The organism is Pedobacter duraquae (assembly GCF_004362245.1).
Lineage (GTDB): Bacteria > Bacteroidota > Bacteroidia > Sphingobacteriales > Sphingobacteriaceae > Pedobacter > Pedobacter duraquae.
The window spans coordinates 325,744-343,557 of sequence record NZ_SNWM01000002.1 but is presented as its reverse complement, the minus strand read 5'-3'; the positions used below and the strand labels follow the sequence as shown (position 1 = coordinate 343,557).

Sequence of the window (17,814 nt, the reverse complement as noted above, 5' to 3'; positions counted from 1 at the left end):
GTCATGAGAAACGATATCGAGTTAGAGAATTTAATTGAAGATTACCTGAACGGGAAGCTTACCCCTGCTGAGGCTCAGGCATTCGAACAATTGCGTGCAAACGATCAAGCTATCGATCACCGCGTGGTAGCACATAAAGTCTTTTTGGATTCTATTACAGCTTATGCACAGCAAAGTTCCTTACAGGAGCAGCTAGATCATATCCACGAAACCATTGATGTAGATACGCTGAGCCGTAAGCTTGGACCGCATCCGTCTTATATCGTTAACCTTTGGAAGCAAAACAAATCTGCACTGGCCATTGCTGCATCATTTATCCTGCTTACCTGTGTTTCCATTTATTCGGTATTGCACAATACCAGACAAATTGGTTCTTACGAGATGCTAAGCCGGAAACTTGGCAAAATTGAGAATAAACAGGATTCTCAAAATAAGCTGATCAGAAATATCGTATCAAACAGTCAGTCGGGCAAACCGGTATTAAGTCCGGCGAAGTACGGGGGTACAGGCTTCGCCTTGACTACCAACGGTTATCTTGTTACCAATAACCACGTTATTGATAAGGCAGATTCTATCTATGTTCAGGATAGCAAAGGAGCAAGCTATAAAGTTAAAGTTGTTGCCCAGTTTCCAGAGCGTGATCTGGCAATCCTGAAGATCAGCGATAATTCTTTTTCGCGCTTGTCAAGCCTTCCATATAAGCTAAAAAGAAACAGTGCCGGTATGGGAGAACATGTGTACACTTTAGGATATCCTAAAGATGATGCAGTACTAGGCGAGGGATACCTGAGCTCTAAAACAGGGTACGGAGGTGATACACTGGCATATCAGGTAGATATTCGGGTAAATCCAGGAAATAGCGGCGGTCCTTTATTAGATAACCAGGGAAATGTAATCGGTGTCATTAGCGCCCGCGAAAATGAAATGGACGGAGCTACATACGCGATTAAATCCAAATACATCATGGATGCCCTCGGTACGATTTCTCAGGATTCCTTAGGGAAGATTGTTAAAACCAAAAAAAGAAACGTATTGCAGGGACTTACCAGAACCAGACAGATAGAAAAAATACAGGATTATGTTTTCATGATCAAAGTATATAACTAATTATTATTACCTATACATTTGCCCTGAGCCTGTTTACACGGACTCAGGGTTTTTTATTTTATGACCATTATATTTATGATATGGATTTTGGAAAAGTACCTCGGGAAGAAATCCCCGAAATAGATTTTTCGCTACCAGCGGATGGGGCACAGACAGCAGCAACATTGAATAAATCGGAAAGGGTAACCACTCCGAAGTTTTATGTAGGCTGTGCGAAATGGGGCAGGGATGAATGGATTGGGCAGATCTACCCAAAGGGTACCAAAGCAAAAGACTTCCTGAATCAGTATGTAAAGCAGTTCAATGCGATAGAGCTTAACGCTTCTTTTTACCAGATACCAACAGAGAAAACCGTCGCAAGCTGGAAAGCTAGCGCAGAAAGCTATGCGAACCCACCTTTTCTATTTTTTCCAAAATTCCCTAGAACTGTTAGCCATATCCACAGGCTTGTTAATGCTGATACGGCCACAGATACCTTTTTGGCTAACTTACAGGGTTTTGGAAAATTCCTCGGACCTGTATTCCTGCAACTCAGTGATAACTTTGGGCCAGCAAAATTAGATGTGTTGGAGAGCTATCTCCGTAACCTGCCTGTGGATATGCGTTTCTTCGTCGAACTTCGCCATAGGGAATGGTTCGACGATCTGACAGTAAGAGCAAAGCTCTTCACCTTATTACATGAGCTGAAAATTGGTAGTGTACTTACTGACGCTACCGGCAGGAGGGATGTGTTGCATATGGAACTGAGCACTCCGGCTGCTTTTATCCGTTTTGTTGGTAATGGGCAGGAATTTGCCTTTTCGGACCGCGACCGTGTAGATTCCTGGGTTCAAAGGATCTCGACCTGGTTGGATAAAGGACTTGAGGATGTTTATTTCTTTCTGCATCAACACGATGAAAAGGATACACCTGAAATTGCTGATTATACCATTGAACAGTTTAACAAACACCTCGGATCAAAGCTCAACCGGGTAAATTTTATTACAAAACAATTAGGAATGTTTAACGATTGATCCTTAATTTTAGGAAAACCAATTCCATAAATTTAAAAGCAACCATTATGAGTATCAGAATAGGCGACGTAGCACCGAATTTTCAAGCAAAAACCTCTATAGGGGATATCGATTTTTATGAATACCTGGGCGACAGCTGGGGCGTTCTGTTTAGCCACCCTGCAGATTATACTCCGGTATGTACAACAGAATTGGGGCGTACTGCTGCTTTGAAAGACGAGTTCAGCAAGAGAAATGTAAAGGTACTTGCACTCAGTGTTGATTCTGCAACTTCTCACCAGGGCTGGATTAAGGATATTAACGAAACACAAAATACCGATGTAGATTTCCCGATTATCGCAGATGAGGATAAGAAAATTGCAGATATGTATGATATGATTCATCCAAATGCATCCGAGACGTTAACTGTGCGTTCTTTGTTCGTAATCTCACCAGATAAAAAAGTAAAACTGATGATCACCTACCCAGCATCAACAGGAAGAAACTTCAACGAAGTATTACGTGTGATTGATTCATTACAGCTAACTGCAAAATATAGCGTAGCCACGCCAGCTGACTGGGCAGACGGTGACGATGTGATCGTAATGAACAGCATCAAGACCGAAGATATTCCGGAGAAATTTCCGAAAGGGCATAAAGTGATTAAACCTTATTTGCGTACTACACCACAACCAAATAAGTAAGGTGTGATTAGTGGCAGTTTACCTGAGCTGCCGCTATTTAATAATGCTGTAGAATCGTAGCATCGATAATTATGAATCCGTGATTACCATCTTTTGTAAAGATTAGAAACTGATTGTCTGACGACTTTATCTTGAATTTTTTAATAAGATTTTCTGCTTTTTCAGGGTAGTTTCTGACAATTACATTGCCCACCAACGATTTCTCTTTCTTCAATTCCTGAGCCGTGTAAACCTCATTAACGGTAAATATACGACCCGGAAATTCTGAGTTCGCACTGTCGGATGTATAAAGGTGAGTATGCTGATCCAGTTTTTCTAAACCGAAGTGTTGTGCGATCTGGTTGAATGCGCCACTTTTTAATAAAGCGACATCAGGTTCGTACAAATAACGGCCTAATACTTTCATTTTTCCAACACTTTGTTCTGCCACATCGCGCAAGGAAAAGCTGATCTCTTTGATCGTATCGTTCAGAGTTACTGCAGTTAGTGTAGCTTCACCCTCAAACTCAGCTTTAAGGATAAATAGCAGTTCCTTACATTCATTTTTTGTACTTATAATGCGGACTGCAGCAACATTTTTTAACTCTTTAATACCCGCTGAAATATCAAGCAAGGGCGAGGTCTTGATGATGACCTGTTCAGATTTAATAAGCAACAAGTCCAAATGAGTCACGATATCTGGCGTGCAATCTTTCAGCATGAAAACTTTTCCAGCCTTACTCCTCCGGGCAGGGTCGACATAAATTGTCTGAAAATAAACTTCATGCTCCGCCAGGTATTCGAGTCCGTTAACAGGCTGGCAACTGATGTTTTTTGCGCCAAGCACCTTTGCATTATGTGCTGCAATTTCCGATAGCTCGGCGTCTAGCTCACAATGTATAACAGACTCAGCATGCTTGGCAAAGTAGAAACTGTCTACACCGAAGCCACCAGTCAAATCGATTACATTTCCACCCCCGATTAAGGTAGCCTTATATTTAGCAGTAATTTCTGAAGAACACTGCTCTATGGATAGCAAAGGTGGATAATAAATCTGCCCATGCCTAAACCAGGTAGGTAGTTTCTTCACGGATTTTTTCTTAGCCATGATCTGTGCACTTAGTTCCTTTGCAGAAACGCCTGGAAAAGGGCTTTTTGCCAGCGCAATACGATGCACATCACCGTTGAGATTTGCATCGATGTACTGTTGAACATCAGGAGCTAAGATTGCTGTGTTCATATTATGTGTTTTTCATCACGATCTGGCAAGTATGCCTGCTTTTTACTTCCAGAAGGATCGTTTTATCTGCCGTTACGCGATCTATGGTATCCTGATTGTAATATCGTATGGTAACGAGCTCGAGACCTGTATTGTATTTTACTTTGTACGAACCTGACAGCTGGTCAATGAGGGCATTGATCTGATTTGGATTGTGATCTATACTTACGGAAAAACTAATTGCCGAATTGAGCATAGTATTTACCTTAACCTTATGTTGGTGTAAGATGCTAAATATATCACTTAAATTTTCTTCAATTATGAAGGAGTAGTCTTTTGGGAAAATAGAGATTAACACCTGGTTGACCTTGAAGATAAAAGAGGGAACAGGATTTTTTGTGCGTTCTGCAGTAATATCAGTGCCTTCCAGAGAAGGATTAAGGAAAGAACGTACATACAAGGGAATATTTCTATTTTGCAGCGGTTTGATTGTTTTTGGATGGATTACATTTGCACCATAGTAAGTGAGCTCAATGGCATCGTGGTACGACAACTGTGGAATTTTCTCAGTTTGCTCAAACCATTTTGGATCGGCATTAAGTACACCCGGAACGTCCTTCCAGATGGTAAGTGAGTTTGCAGAAAGGCAGGCGCTGAAAATCGCTGCAGAGTAGTCTGAACCGTCCCTGCCTAGGGTAGTTGTGAAATTTTCACTTGTACTGCCTATAAAGCCTTGTGTAACTATAACGGATTTCGCCAATAATGCAGGTAATGTTTTCTGGATATCTGCCTCTGTTTTTAGCCAGTCAACCTTTGCCTCCTTATATGTATTATCTGTTTTTATGTAATTTCTGGCGTCTATCCAGAGGGCCTTGCAGTCTGAAAGATTTAGATGTGCAGTTAGAATTTTTGAAGAAACGAGCTCTCCGATGGAAACGATCTGATCGTAAATATAGTCAGGAGCATCACTGGCCTCCTCTTCGAGTAACCATTCAATTTCGACGAAAGCATTTGCGATATCGTTGAAAACAGGATGTTGCTGATCAGCAAATAGTTCATGTGCTATTGAGAAGTGAAAAGCCTTAATCTCTTCCAATAAATCGTGCTGATCAGATTCATTGTTGATATAGGACTCACACAGACGCTCAAGTTGATTGGTAACTTTGCCCATGGCAGAAATTACGATCAGTAGTGGTGTTGCTGTGCAGGCTTTGATAATGTTACTAATATTCCTTATTCCCTGGGCATCCGAAACTGAAGCCCCCCCAAATTTATATACCTGCATGTTATTTTAGTTGATACAGACTAGGCGCCTGCTAATTAATTTTTATTGCTGAAAGCTGATGATCTGTTCTTTAGAAAGTGATGCATTAATCCATCCGCTTTCTAGGGTAGCGCTGTATTTGTTGTAAAAGTTGATTGCTGGCTCATTCCAGTCCAACACCTGCCAAACCATGCCGCTATATCCTTTTTCTGCTGTTTCCTGCACGATCCGGTCAAAGAGTAGTTTACCCGTTCCCTTACCGCGTTGCGATTCTGTAACGATAAAGTCTTCCAGGTAAAGTCTGCGACCTTTCCAGGTAGAATATCTGATATAGAACAGTGCAAAGCCTACGATACTGTCATGCTCTTCGGCAACAAATGCTTTCCATACCGGCGCAGCACCGAAACCGGCATCAACAAATTCGGCCAGCGTTACTGTTACCTCTTCTGGTGCGCGTTCGTAAACTGCGAGCTCTGTGATCAGTTCGAGCAGCCGCGGGCAGTCTGCTGCTGTTGCATATCTTAAGTTGACGCTCATTGTGCTTTAAAGTGTTTGATTTTTCTCTTTCCAAATATGGCACTTCCAATACGTACCATTGTACTTCCTGCTTCAACAGCGAGTTTATAGTCGGCCGACATGCCCATTGAACAAATTGAAAAGGCATCGTCTTTTCTGAAAAAGCTAAGTTTAACGCCATCGAAGAAGACTTTTAGTTCTTCAAATTCATCATTGATTTGTTTTTCCACCTCGGTATTCGTAGCAATGCCCATCAATCCGGTAATGCGAATGTTCTTTAATGCCGCATATTCCTCAGACCGCAGTAGTTCAATCACTTCGTCAAAACCGAGACCGAACTTTGTCTCCTCATCGGCAATATATACCTGTAGCAGGCAGTCGATTATCCGCTTATTTTTTGCCGCCTGTTTGTCGATCTCCTGCAGTAACTTAATACTGTCTACAGACTCGATCAGACTGATGAAAGGGGCTATATATTTTACTTTATTCGTTTGCAGGTGACCAATCAGATGCCATTCGATGTCTTTAGGGAGTTGCTCTTGTTTTTCCACCAATTCCTGAACGATGTTCTCTCCAAAAACCCGTTGCCCGGCATTGTATGCCTCCATTACTTCTTCTGCGCTATGAAATTTTGAAACCGCTACCAGCGTTACCTGATCGGCATCCAGTTCATTTTTATATCGCAATAAGTTATCCGCTATGCTCATTTATCAGTATTTTTGGTAAAATTAACAACCTTAGTCAAATTTGACTAAGAAATACTAATGTTTTAATGAAATGAGGAAATTTCTTCCGCTGTTTGTACTGATGATTTATCTGGTTTCCTGCCAGTCTGACAAGATTCCTGGTACGATTATTCAGCCTGTGAAAATGGAAAAAGTTCTGTATGATATCCATATGGTGGATGGTTATATCAATACAATGAGTAAACCAGATTCGGCGAAACAGGCATCGGCAGCCTTTTACAAAGGAGTTTATAAGAAACATGGTATTGACTCTGCTTTGTATGAACAGAGTATGGATTATTATTATAAACATCCGGAGGTACTCAACGATATGTACGAACATATTAAAAAGAAACTGGAAGCAACAAAAACGTATTTAAACAAACCACCAGTTAAGAAAGCAGTCAAAAAAGTATGATATACCCCGAGAGTTGTTTAGAACGACTTGGTTTTGATGAAATAAAAGAACTAATTACGAAACATTGTCTGAGTCCGATGGGTCGCCAGATGGTGAGCAGAATGCAGGTAATTACCAAGTTTGACCAGATCAATAAGTTCTTAAGACAGACCTACGAATTTAAAAGTATCCTGGAAAATCAGGAACCCTTGCAGATCAGTACCTTCTCAGATCTTAAATACCTGGCAGAGAAGATCCGTGCAGAGGGAAGCTACCTGGTAGAAGAGGAATTGTTTCAGATGTATACATCATTGCAAACAGCCTTCGCCGTGATTCGCTTTTTTGAGGAGCGAAGGGAAACTTATCCCAATCTGGAAGCACTTTTTGAACACCTTCCAGTAGAAAAAAATATCCTGAAGAAGATCGAAACCGTGTTGGATCCAAAAGGAAAGATCAAGCCTAATGCATCTTCTGCCCTCCAGGAAATCATAGGTGCTATCGCTAAAGGTGAGCAGGAAGTGCGTAAACGCATGGACAGCATTTATAAAACTGCGGTAGCACAAAATTGGGTAGCCGACGGCAGTCTGACGATCCGTGATGGCCGCATGTGTATTCCTATCCTTGCCGAAAATAAAAGAAAACTGAAGGGTTTCATACATGATGAGTCTGCCAGTGGACAAACTGTTTACATGGAGCCTGAAGAGGTTTTTACGTTAAATAATAAGTTGAGGGATCTGGAGTTTGATAAGCGTCGGGAGATTATTCGGATCCTGATTGCACTAACAACAGATTTGAGACCATATACACCATTACTGCTGTCATACCATGGGTTTCTCACTAAATTAGATTTTGTACGTGCAAAAGCACTATTTGCTATAGAGATAGAAGCTGAAATGCCTGTTCTTGTAAAAGAAGCACGCTGTAAATTGGTTAATGCGCGCCATCCTTTATTGACGCTATCGTTTAAGGCTGAAAAGCGTTCTGTTGTACCGTTAAACATTTCAATTCGCGAAAATCTCCGTATTGTCCTGGTCTCGGGCCCCAATGCAGGTGGTAAGTCTGTCTGTATGAAAACCGTTGGTCTATTACAGATCATGATCCAGTCTGGATTACTCATCCCGGTACATGAATCAAGCGAAGTGGGGATATTTAATGAAATTTTTGCTGATATCGGCGACGATCAGTCCATAGAGAGCGATTTAAGTACCTATAGCGCACATTTAACCAAAATGCGTTATTTTATTGAACATGCTTCACCAAAATCACTGGTCTTAATTGACGAGTTCGGAACAGGTACAGATCCGCAATTTGGTGGACCTATGGCAGAAGCTGTGCTTGAGGTACTCAACAAGAAAAAAGTACGCGGTGTAATTACTACCCACTACTCAAACCTTAAGCTATTTGCCGGAAATACCGAGGGGTTGGAAAATGCCTCCATGTTGTTTGATAACGAGAAGATGCGGCCAATGTATGTTCTTGAGGTTGGTAAGCCAGGGAGTTCATACGCCTTTGAAATAGCGCAAAACATCGGCCTGCAAAAAGAAGTGATCGAACTTGCCAGGCAGAAAACGGGATCTAACCAAAATCGTATTGACAGTTTATTGGTGGATCTTGAGCGCGAGAAAAAGCAAATCTATGATACCAAGCTCAACCTGTCCAATCAGCAGAACAAAGTAAAAAACCTCGTTAGTGAAAATGAAAAACTTAAGCTTTTCCTTGAGGAGAATAAAAAGGCACTGATTAAGGAGGCTAAGCTTGAAGCACAGTCAATCATAAAAAATGCCAACAGGCTTGTTGAAAATACTATCGCTGAGATCAAAGAAAATCAAGCAGATAAACTTGCCACGAAGAGCTTGCGGCAGAACTTGCAAAAAGAATTAATTTCCAATCAGGTCAAAGAAGAGCCCAAACCGAAACCCGTTGTAGAAGTAGGCGGGGTAATTGCGGTGGGCGACTGGGTTCAGCTGATTAACACAGAGACAACGGGACAGGTCCTGGAAATCAACCGGGGTAACATTGTCCTGGCAATCGGTGATTTACGTTCTGTGGTAAAAAAGGAACGCTTACAGAAAATAAGTAATAAGCAAGCAAAGAAGGTTGTTCAAAGCCAGTCGTTCTCCGGCAGCATTTCTGATGCCATTACTAATTTTACGGCTGAGTTGGACTTACGCGGCATGCGCGGCGACAATGCGGTGTATGAAGTAGAGAAGTATCTGGATAAAGCTATTATGCTGAGCTTTCCATTTGTTAAAATTATCCATGGTAAGGGGGATGGAATCCTGCGCAAGCTGATCAGGGAATATGTGAAAAAATATAAACAGGTAAACCGCGTTGAAGATGAGCATGCCGATCGTGGTGGTGATGGCATCACTTACGTCTATTTCAATTAAGCCATTTGCGTTCAAAGATTTTATCTATAATTTAGCGGCAAACCAAATATATGATCAATAAAGTTGTGACGGATGCACGTGCTGCCATCCATGATATCGCAGATGGGCATACGCTCATGCTCGGCGGCTTTGGCCTCTGTGGCATTCCCGAGAACTGCATTTCGGCCCTCGTAGAAAAAGGTGTAAAAGAGCTTACCTGTATTTCGAATAATGCCGGTGTTGATGACTTTGGCATTGGTCTGATGCTCCAGCAGAGACAGGTTAAAAAAATGATTTCTTCTTATGTAGGTGAGAATGCAGAGTTTGAGCGCCAGCTTCTTAGTGGGGAGCTTGAAGTCGAACTGATTCCTCAAGGAACACTTGCCACCAGATGTATGGCTGCAGGTTACGGTATGCCTGCTATTTTTACGCCCGCAGGTGTGGGAACTGAAGTTGCTGAAGGCAAGGAAGTGCGGAATTTTAATGGTAAGGATTACCTGATGGAATATGCGTTTGATGCTGATTTCGCCCTAGTGAAAGCCTGGAAGGGAGACACTGCCGGTAATCTGATTTTCAGATCTACCAGCAGGAACTTTAATCCTGTGATGGCCATGGCTGGAAAAGTCACAATCGCTGAAGTAGAGGTGCTGGTTGAAGCAGGAGCGCTTGACCCAGATCAAATCCATACGCCAGGTGTATTTGTGCACCGTATATTCCAGGGAAGTGATTACGAAAAAAGAATTGAACAGCGTACAGTAAGATCAAAAGCACAATAAGATGTTAGATAAAGACGGAATCGCAAGGCGCATTGCGCGCGAGATTAAGGATGGATATTATGTAAACCTTGGCATCGGGATACCTACGCTAGTGGCTAACTACATCCCTGTAGGTTTGCAGGTTGTGCTGCAGTCTGAAAACGGCTTGCTGGGTATGGGTCCTTTCCCTTTCGAGGGTGAGGAAGATGCCGATCTGATCAATGCAGGAAAACAAACGATAACAACATTACCGGGCTCGTCGATCTTTGATTCAGCACTGAGCTTCGGCATGATCAGGAGTCAGAAGATAGACCTTACTATTCTGGGTGCTATGGAAGTATCAGAAAATGGAGATATTGCAAACTGGAAAATCCCAGGGAAAATGGTTAAGGGCATGGGGGGAGCCATGGATCTCGTGGCATCTGCAAAGAACATTATTGTGGCTATGCAGCACATCAATAAGGCCGGGGAAAGTAAGCTTTTGCCAAATTGTACCTTACCATTAACAGGTGTAAAATGCATCCGCAAGGTCGTTACCGAACTTGCGGTGCTGGATATCTTACCTGAAGGTGGTTTTGTGCTTTTGGAACGTGCACCGGGTGTAAGTGTAGACTACATCAAGAATGCAACTGCCGGCAAACTTACAGCATCGGTAAACACACCAGAAATGAGTCTCAATTAAGGCTTTGTAAACTGAGTTTTCAATTCGATAGAAATCGCCTCGCTCACTTTCAGGATGTCGTCTGCGTCATTTGAATTATTGGTTACGATGCGATGGCATTGACTGCGGTATGGCATCAGGTATTCACGATAAGATGGAAGCACATGGTTTTCCCATTTGTACATCACGTCTTCCTCGGGATAGCCTCTTTCCATACCGTCTCTTTTAATACGGCGTTGCAATGCAACTTCTTCATCGGCTTCAATAAAAATACTGTGATCCAGCAAACCGCCAATTTCCTGGAAATGAAGGATGAACAAACCTTCTACAATGATAATGGGAGCGGGGTTAATCTCCAGAATCTTAGTAACCGCTAATGGATTGTTGAAATTGTATTCTCTTTTGTAAACAACTTCACCCTTTACCAATTTTTTGATGTCCAGGAGAAATTGCTCATCGTCAATGGTAGATGGCAGGTCAAAATTGTACAATTTATTTTCCTCTTGCGTCATCTCGCCCGAAGGGATATAATAGTCGTCCTGAGAAACCAGGGTAACTTCATCATTCTTAAAATGATGAAGAAAGCAGTTTAAAAAAAAGGTTTTACCGGATCCGCTGCCACCTGCGATGCCGATGATAAAAGGTTTATTGTTCATTCTCTTGTTGTCCGCTGTATGTTAAATTGCAAAAAAATCTTTTATCGATAGCACCCAATGCGTCGGCAACAGCTTTTGTCATCACGATGATTACGTCTTTTGTAGTTTCGTTCTCCGTAAACTTACCCACAACCTTAGCAAATGTAGATCTGTTAGTCATAGGGTTGGTGATCTTCATTACAGATCCAATGGGAGCTGTACGGTGTAATACAAGCATTTTAGTAGGATCCAGATCAGGATCAGTGATCCACACTGCAGTACCTTTTTCATCCATCTGATTGAGACCGTAGCGACTCGGTGCGTATCTTAACGAAGGGTTTTTTAATCCTGTAGTATCAGAATTAGATTTATTGGGGTCAGCCGTATTGGCTGCAGGCGGGATATAAACAGGCTTAGCAGGATATTGGCCCTTGATCAAGAGGTGCTGACCAACGTTAAGTGAGTTATCTTTAAGGTTGTTCTTCGCTTTCAGCTGATCCATAGTCAGATTATACCGCGTTGCGATGGAGTAAATTGTTTCATTGGATCCAACCACATGCTCAATAAAGTCTGCATCTTGCTCAGCTTTAACGGGTGTAGCAGCGGGCTTTTCGGTAACTTTTTTCTCAACAGGTCTTTCTGCAGGTTTTTCGACAACTTTTTCTGCTACAGGAACAGCCACTGGCGTTTGCACTGCGTCCCCGTTGGTTTCTGTAAAACCTTCTTTTACCGGTATTTTTAAAATCTGTCCGATCCGCAGGTTTATGGTCTTTAACTCATTGATGCGTTTGATCTCATTAACTGTAGTGCCATATGTTTCTGCCAGACGGTTTAGGTTTTCTTTCGGTTTAACCGCATGTTCTATAATCGTACCTGATGCTGATGGTGTTCCAGAGTCCGGAGCTGAAACCTGCGCCATTGGCGTAGATTTAGCAGCAGTAAAAGCAAGTTCAGTAGGAACCTTAATAATGACATCGAGGGCCAGATATTTATTGTCATTATAGGCGATTATGATCTTTGGGGAGATGTTATATCTTCTTCCGATAGAATAATAAGTGTCTTTAGCTACTACCTTATGGAGGATTACTTTTTTACCACTTACGTTTTCAACACCTACCGAATCTTTTAAAAGGGTGGCCTTTGATTTTGGAAGATTGAAAAGGAGAGCGGCAACTAACAGTATATAATATTTTTGCATTAATTTTTGCGCTAGAAATTAAGGTTAAACAATGATACGAATAAAAATACAAGAGGCCGGAGCTTAAAGACATGCTCAATAACATCCTCTATTAAACGGTAGTTTAATGGCTGTATTGTATCTTATCCGTTTTTTTGAAAAACCATTTTTATTAATTTATGTTATCTATCTTGCCCTAATAATCTTACAAATTAAAATATAATATATCATGGACGCAAAAGAAATAAGCCTGAGTGAAAAAAAAGTGAAACCTGTTGTCGATCTTTTAAATGACTATCTGGCTAATTATCACATTCATTACCAAAAATTAAGAGGCTGCCACTGGAACATAAAAGGACAGAACTTTTTTACATTGCACATTAAATTCGAAGAATTATATACCAACGCTCAGTTAACGATAGATGAAATTGCTGAACGTGTCCTTACTTTGGGTAAACCACCACATAGTCGTTTTGCAGATTATATTGCTGAATCTGGGATTCAGGAAATTAACACCATTGGGATGAGTGACCTTGCTATGGTTGACGCGATCCTGGAAGATATGGCACATCTGATTCAATTGGAGCGCGAATTGCTTGAAGCTACAGATGGTGCTGGTGATGACGGTACAAATGATATGGTAAATCGTTTTATGCAGTTTAAAGAAAAAACTACCTGGATGCTGCGTTCCTTTGCAAACAAGAAATAAGCAAATACAAGTTTGATAAGCGCCAGGCCAAAAGCCTGGCGCTTTCGTTTAAAAGTAGTTTTAATAGCAGTAATTCTTTAATACCTTTGGTGCTGATGGGATATAAAAGTTTAGCGGCATGTGTGGCCGATCTGGAGAAACACGGGCACCTTTTAAGAATTAAAGACGAAGTTGATCCTTATCTGGAGATGGCAGCGATCCATTTAAAGGTTTATGAACAAGGTGGACCAGCATTGTATTTTGAGCGGATTAAAGGCTCCAGGTTTCCGGCAGTATCAAACCTTTTTGGAACATTGGATCGGTCACGATTTATATTTCGTGATAGCCTTAAAAATGTGGAGCAATTAGTTGCCTTGCGTTCCGATCCTATGAAGGCCATCAAGAATCCGCTGAAAACAGCAGGATCAGCATTGACAGCATTGTCGGCACTGCCCTTGCAACAGCGGCTCTTTAAATCAACATTTGGCAAAACCACCATAAGTGAACTTCCACAGATTGTAAACTGGCCGCTAGATGGTGGTCCGTTCATTACCATGCCCCAGGTATATACTGAAGATGTAGATAAGCCTGGAATCCTGAATGCCAATCTTGGCATGTACAGAATTCAGCTAGCGGGAAACGAATACGTCAAAGACAAAGAAATCGGTTTGCATTATCAGATCCATAGGGGTATCGGTGTGCATCAGTCAAAAGCCAACGCTAGGGCACTGCCGCTAAAGGTCAGTATCTTTGTTGGTGGGCCACCTGCCAACCCACTTGCTGCAGTAATGCCCTTGCCTGAAGGTTTGTCAGAAATGACGTTTGCGGGTGCACTGGGTAACAGAAGATTCAGATATTTCTATGATGAGGAAGGATTTTGCGTGTCTGCTGATGCTGACTTTGTGATTACTGGGACTGTTTATCCACATGAGAATAAGCCCGAAGGTCCATTTGGTGATCACCTTGGTTATTATAGTTTAACGCATCCCTTTCCGTTGATGAAAGTGCACAATGTATATCATCGCAAAGACGCGATCTGGTCGTTCACCGTAGTCGGTCGGCCCCCGCAGGAAGATACTAGTTTCGGTGCGCTAATTCATGAGATTACAGGGTCTGCTATTCCACAAGAGATCCACGGACTTAAAGAAGTAAATGCCGTTGACGCTGCTGGAGTGCATCCGCTTTTGTTTGCGATAGGCAGTGAACGATATACCCCTTATTTAAATGAGCGCAAACCTCAGGAGATATTAACAATATCCAATCATATTCTAGGTAAAAACCAACTGAGCCTGGCTAAATACCTTTTTATAGCCGCGCGTGAGGATGATGAGCAGTTAAAAACTGCCGATACGGCTTTGTTTCTACAACATATGCTTTCAAGAATTGACTTAAGCAGAGATTTGCATTTTCAGACTAATACTACTATTGATACGCTTGACTACAGCGGAGAAGGATTAAATGCGGGTTCAAAAGTTGTGTTCGCTGCCGCGGGAAGCAAAAAACGTGAACTTGCTGATCAAGTTCCAGGTGATTTCAAGTTGCCCGAAGGCTACGGGAAAGCCTATCTCGCTATGCCGGGCGTGTTAACTGTTCAGGGAACAGCATATACAAATGCCACACAAGCAGCTAAAGAAGCAGAAGTATTAAGTCAGGTGCTGTCAACCTTAAAGTTGGAAGGATTTCCATTGATTGTCTGGTGCGATGACGCTGCCTTTGCTGCAAATACCATCAATAATCTGGTCTGGGTAGCTTTCACCAGAAGTAATCCTGCAGCCGATATTTATGGCGTAGAGTCGTTTACGCTCAATAAACATTGGGGCTGTCGCGGTTCTTTAATTATCGATGCACGAAAGAAACCCCATCATGCACCGGAGCTTATCAAAGATGAAGAAACGGAATTAAAGATCAACAGATTTAATCTATAATGATAAAGGGGCGCCGGATATTACATCCAGCGCCCCTTTATCATTATTCTGTTTTTATTTAGAACCTTACTCCAAAAGTTAAGAATAAGTTATTCCTCGCAATTTTAATATCTGCACTCGGTTCAGAAAAATCTGAAAGGGTATATGGACTGGTGGTATAGTTCGATTCTAGACGTTGATAAGCAACATCAAAGTAATAGTTGCTATACCGATAACCTAAACCACCACTATAAAACTTAGTGTCAAATTTATTGTCATCGTCATTCTTAATCGGACTTCCATTTAAGCCGTAACCAGCGCGTAAGCTAAACTGATCGATTTTATATTCACCACCTACACGGAAATTCACTGCGCTGGTGTAATTCGATTTCACGTCAGCATTGTTTTGATTAATTGTTGTATAGTCTCTGTAGTTTGAACTGGTGCTGAATTTGATGCTTGCATAGTCAACATAGTCAACATCAGCAGTAAGTAAGGCGTTACCACCCAAGATAACGCTAGCGCCCAAAGATCCTTTATAAGGCGTACGCAGGTTATATTCAAAAGCATAAGTCTGATCAGCGTTGGTGAAATTGGTATTGGTGCCACCACCGGTATAACGCGTGTCTAATACTTCAGAATAGCTATCCTGCATATGCACCCAAGTTGGCGTTTGAAAGGTGGCGCCCAATCGTACTGCATTTGTAGGTTTAAAGATCAAACCCAAACGTCCGTTAATTCCAGAACCATCTGTTACCTGGTTTTGTCTGTAAGACAAGGTGTAGTTCTTGCCAACCATGTCATTATCAGGATTGGTAGAAATATTAGTTCCAGACTCTAAATATTCTGCATTGCTGGTGTATCTCATATTAACTAAGCCGATAGAAGCACCCAGGTATAACTGGTTAGATATATTTAATGCTCCTGAGAAGTTCAGCTCAGACGTTGATCCAGACTTAGTCTCGTATTTTCGCTGGTCGTTATTCAGACTTGTGGCCGGTTGGTATAAAGTGTTGTTTGATGCCAATTCATCAATCAGAAAGTTATCATAAGCCATCTTTTCTAACGAGCCGGTGCTGAATTGATTAGGCGTTTGGCCAGTAGCAATCTCTGAATAGTAATCTGCGATTGAATTATTTGCGTTTTTACCTCCGTACGAAAAATTACTACTAAAATCATTGTTGCGATTGTAACCTAATCCCCAAACCACACTAACTGCACCTTTGTTAAGGTCAGCACCTTTTGGTTTAACGATAGGATTATACCAAACAATACCTGCCTGATTTAAGTTAAGCTGGTTTTTAGTATCCTTGGTACTTGTGCCAAGGTATCTTGCATTTGCAGAGCTTCCGTTAAATTCGGGAGTAATGCTAAATTCAGACCTTGTAAACATCCCAAGTCCGGCAGGGTTACCGCCTAATGAGCTAATATCGCCACCTAAGGAAATCTGCGCGCCACCCAGACCTTTAAATCTTGCTGAGCTGCCGTATCCTGTTTGAGAAAATCGGAGTGCGTCTCCGTAATATTGTGCATATGTTGCTCCTGTGCTGGCTACTGTAGCCAGCAAAAGAACTGTTAGAAATTTTTTCATGTGTGTCTTTGAATAAGATTATCTTCCGCCTCTTCCTGGTCTTGTACTCCCCTGAGCACCGCCGCCGCCGCCGCCACGTGATCCACCGCCCATAGAGCTACCAGAGCTGCTTGGCGGGGGAGTGTAGGTTGGTCTTGACTGCTGAGTAGAACTTTCAGTACGTTGTGGTCTGACATAATTATCAGAACTGCTCGATCTGGTTGGTCTGCCTACACCGTTATTGCCAGTATTACCATAAGAAGTTGAGCGGGAGCCACCGTTTAAAGTAGCACCTCTGTTCGGGTTGTACATATCTGATCTGCTTCCGCCGTTCACAACCTGACCGTTGTTAGTCCTGGTTGCGCCACCGCCAAAACCACCTGAGCTGCCCGGAGCATATCCGATACCATTTTCACGGCCTCTGTTAGGTCTCGCGCCATAGGTTACGTTTCCACGACTGCCATATCCGCCGCCGTATCCACCACCGTAATAGCCACCACCATAATAGCCACCACCCCAGTAACCAGGACCCCAAAGACCGCCGTAGTATCCGCCGCCCCAAAGGCCACCATAGTAGCCTCCGTATGGCCAGCTAGAATAACCACCCCAGAAAGGAGAGTAGCCCCAGCCAAAAGAAGAATAAGGACCCCAGAAACCACCTAGTCCGCCGCCATAGCCGTAACCATAACCGAATCCTAGACCAAGACCGAATCCTGAGTAATAGGGAGAAAAACTATTGTATCCGTAATATCCGTCGTAGTAAGGATCGTAATATCCTCTGAAAGAACCCGGGTAATAAAATCTGTTGATACGTGAAGCGTAGTCCATGCCGTAATAAGCATCACTGTTACCATAATCGTCGACGTAAACATCGTTATTCTGGTATTGTGTTGCCTGACTAGGAGCAGGTTGCTGGTACTCTACCGCCTGAGCTGTAGTACCATAAACATCGTCACTGACGTTCGCTTGTTGCGCCATTCTGGGCGCTGAGCAGGATGCGACAACGAGTGTTGCGCATGCGAGCAAGCCGGTTAATAAATGGTTAGGTTTCATACTATGTGAATTGTTTGTGTGTGTTGCAATTTAATATAGGTATAAATTTATAAATTTGTAACCTACTATACAAGACATTTAACACAAAAAACGTTCCAA

17 protein-coding genes are annotated in these 17,814 nt (G+C 42.2%); 9 read left to right on the top strand and 8 right to left on the bottom strand.

Features of this window, described 5'->3' with window-relative positions:
• Nucleotides 1-3 precede the first annotated feature (3 nt).
• From CLV32_RS07540 to CLV32_RS07530, 3 genes are all read left to right on the top strand, one after another.
• Nucleotides 4-1,107: a S1C family serine protease gene (locus CLV32_RS07540; protein WP_133554070.1), complete on the top strand. Its 1,104-nt coding sequence runs from the start codon at nt 4-6 to the stop codon at nt 1,105-1,107.
• Between the two features lie 80 nt (nt 1,108-1,187).
• The gene (locus tag CLV32_RS07535) at nt 1,188-2,120 is read left to right on the top strand and encodes a DUF72 domain-containing protein (protein ID WP_133554068.1); all 933 of its coding nucleotides are present in this window, start codon (nt 1,188-1,190) and stop codon (nt 2,118-2,120) included.
• Nucleotides 2,121-2,167: 47 nt separating this feature from the next.
• Nucleotides 2,168-2,803, top strand: a complete 636-nt coding sequence (locus CLV32_RS07530; RefSeq protein ID WP_133554066.1) for a peroxiredoxin — start codon at nt 2,168-2,170, stop codon at nt 2,801-2,803.
• A gap of 37 nt (nt 2,804-2,840) precedes the next feature.
• Here CLV32_RS07530 and CLV32_RS07525 read toward each other — a convergent pair whose 3' ends face one another.
• From CLV32_RS07525 to CLV32_RS07510, 4 genes are read right to left on the bottom strand one after another with little or no spacing between them, the layout of a single operon-like run.
• Nucleotides 2,841-4,022 carry a THUMP-like domain-containing protein gene (locus tag CLV32_RS07525; protein WP_133554064.1) on the bottom strand — a complete coding sequence of 394 codons (1,182 nt, stop codon included), beginning with the start codon at nt 4,020-4,022 and terminating at the stop codon, nt 2,841-2,843.
• 1 nt (nt 4,023) lies between these two features.
• Nucleotides 4,024-5,286, bottom strand: a complete 1,263-nt coding sequence (locus CLV32_RS07520; RefSeq protein WP_133554062.1) for an aspartate kinase — start codon at nt 5,284-5,286, stop codon at nt 4,024-4,026.
• Nucleotides 5,287-5,328: 42 nt separating this feature from the next.
• Complete coding sequence (locus tag CLV32_RS07515; protein WP_133554060.1) at nt 5,329-5,802, bottom strand: GNAT family N-acetyltransferase; 474 nt, start codon at nt 5,800-5,802, stop codon at nt 5,329-5,331.
• The gene (locus tag CLV32_RS07510; RefSeq protein ID WP_133554058.1) at nt 5,799-6,488 is read right to left on the bottom strand and encodes a YggS family pyridoxal phosphate-dependent enzyme; all 690 of its coding nucleotides are present in this window, start codon (nt 6,486-6,488) and stop codon (nt 5,799-5,801) included. The genes CLV32_RS07515 and CLV32_RS07510 overlap by 4 nt, the downstream gene beginning before the upstream one ends.
• Nucleotides 6,489-6,558: 70 nt before the next feature.
• Here CLV32_RS07510 and CLV32_RS07505 point away from each other — a divergent pair, with 70 nt between their 5' ends.
• The 4 genes from CLV32_RS07505 to CLV32_RS07490 are packed head-to-tail and all read left to right on the top strand — an operon-like array spanning nt 6,559 to nt 10,709.
• Nucleotides 6,559-6,924: a DUF4296 domain-containing protein gene (locus CLV32_RS07505; RefSeq protein ID WP_133554056.1), complete on the top strand. Its 366-nt coding sequence runs from the start codon at nt 6,559-6,561 to the stop codon at nt 6,922-6,924.
• Nucleotides 6,921-9,293 carry an endonuclease MutS2 gene (locus CLV32_RS07500; RefSeq protein WP_133554054.1) on the top strand — a complete coding sequence of 791 codons (2,373 nt, stop codon included), beginning with the start codon at nt 6,921-6,923 and terminating at the stop codon, nt 9,291-9,293. Before CLV32_RS07505 ends, CLV32_RS07500 begins: the two co-directional genes overlap by 4 nt.
• 50 nt (nt 9,294-9,343) lie before the next feature.
• On the top strand, nt 9,344-10,048 hold the full coding sequence (locus tag CLV32_RS07495) for a CoA transferase subunit A (RefSeq protein ID WP_133554052.1): 705 nt from the start codon (nt 9,344-9,346) through the stop codon (nt 10,046-10,048).
• Nucleotide 10,049: 1 nt separating this feature from the next.
• Nucleotides 10,050-10,709 (top strand): 3-oxoacid CoA-transferase subunit B, encoded by a 660-nt coding sequence (locus CLV32_RS07490; RefSeq protein ID WP_133554050.1) that lies wholly within the window; start codon nt 10,050-10,052, stop codon nt 10,707-10,709.
• On the opposite strand, the gene CLV32_RS07485 is transcribed toward CLV32_RS07490, so the two are convergent.
• Nucleotides 10,706-11,344 (bottom strand): uridine kinase family protein, encoded by a 639-nt coding sequence (locus CLV32_RS07485; protein WP_133554048.1) that lies wholly within the window; start codon nt 11,342-11,344, stop codon nt 10,706-10,708. The genes CLV32_RS07490 and CLV32_RS07485 overlap by 4 nt on opposite strands.
• Entirely contained in the window at nt 11,334-12,521 is a 1,188-nt protein-coding gene (locus CLV32_RS07480) for a septal ring lytic transglycosylase RlpA family protein (RefSeq protein WP_133554047.1), read from the bottom strand. Before CLV32_RS07480 ends, CLV32_RS07485 begins: the two co-directional genes overlap by 11 nt.
• A 208-nt stretch (nt 12,522-12,729) precedes the next feature.
• On the opposite strand from CLV32_RS07480, the gene CLV32_RS07475 reads away from it, so the two are divergent.
• Together CLV32_RS07475 and CLV32_RS07470 are read left to right on the top strand one after the other, a co-directional pair.
• Entirely contained in the window at nt 12,730-13,209 is a 480-nt protein-coding gene (locus tag CLV32_RS07475; protein WP_133554045.1) for a Dps family protein, read from the top strand.
• Between the two features lie 95 nt (nt 13,210-13,304).
• The gene (locus CLV32_RS07470; protein WP_133554042.1) at nt 13,305-15,113 is read left to right on the top strand and encodes a UbiD family decarboxylase; all 1,809 of its coding nucleotides are present in this window, start codon (nt 13,305-13,307) and stop codon (nt 15,111-15,113) included.
• A gap of 58 nt (nt 15,114-15,171) precedes the next feature.
• Here CLV32_RS07470 and CLV32_RS07465 read toward each other — a convergent pair whose 3' ends face one another.
• A complete protein-coding gene (locus tag CLV32_RS07465) occupies nt 15,172-16,683 on the bottom strand; it encodes an OmpP1/FadL family transporter (protein WP_133554040.1) in 1,512 nt (503 codons plus the stop codon).
• Nucleotides 16,684-16,701: 18 nt separating this feature from the next.
• The gene (locus CLV32_RS07460; protein ID WP_133554038.1) at nt 16,702-17,715 is read right to left on the bottom strand and encodes a hypothetical protein; all 1,014 of its coding nucleotides are present in this window, start codon (nt 17,713-17,715) and stop codon (nt 16,702-16,704) included.
• Nucleotides 17,716-17,814 lie beyond the last annotated feature (99 nt).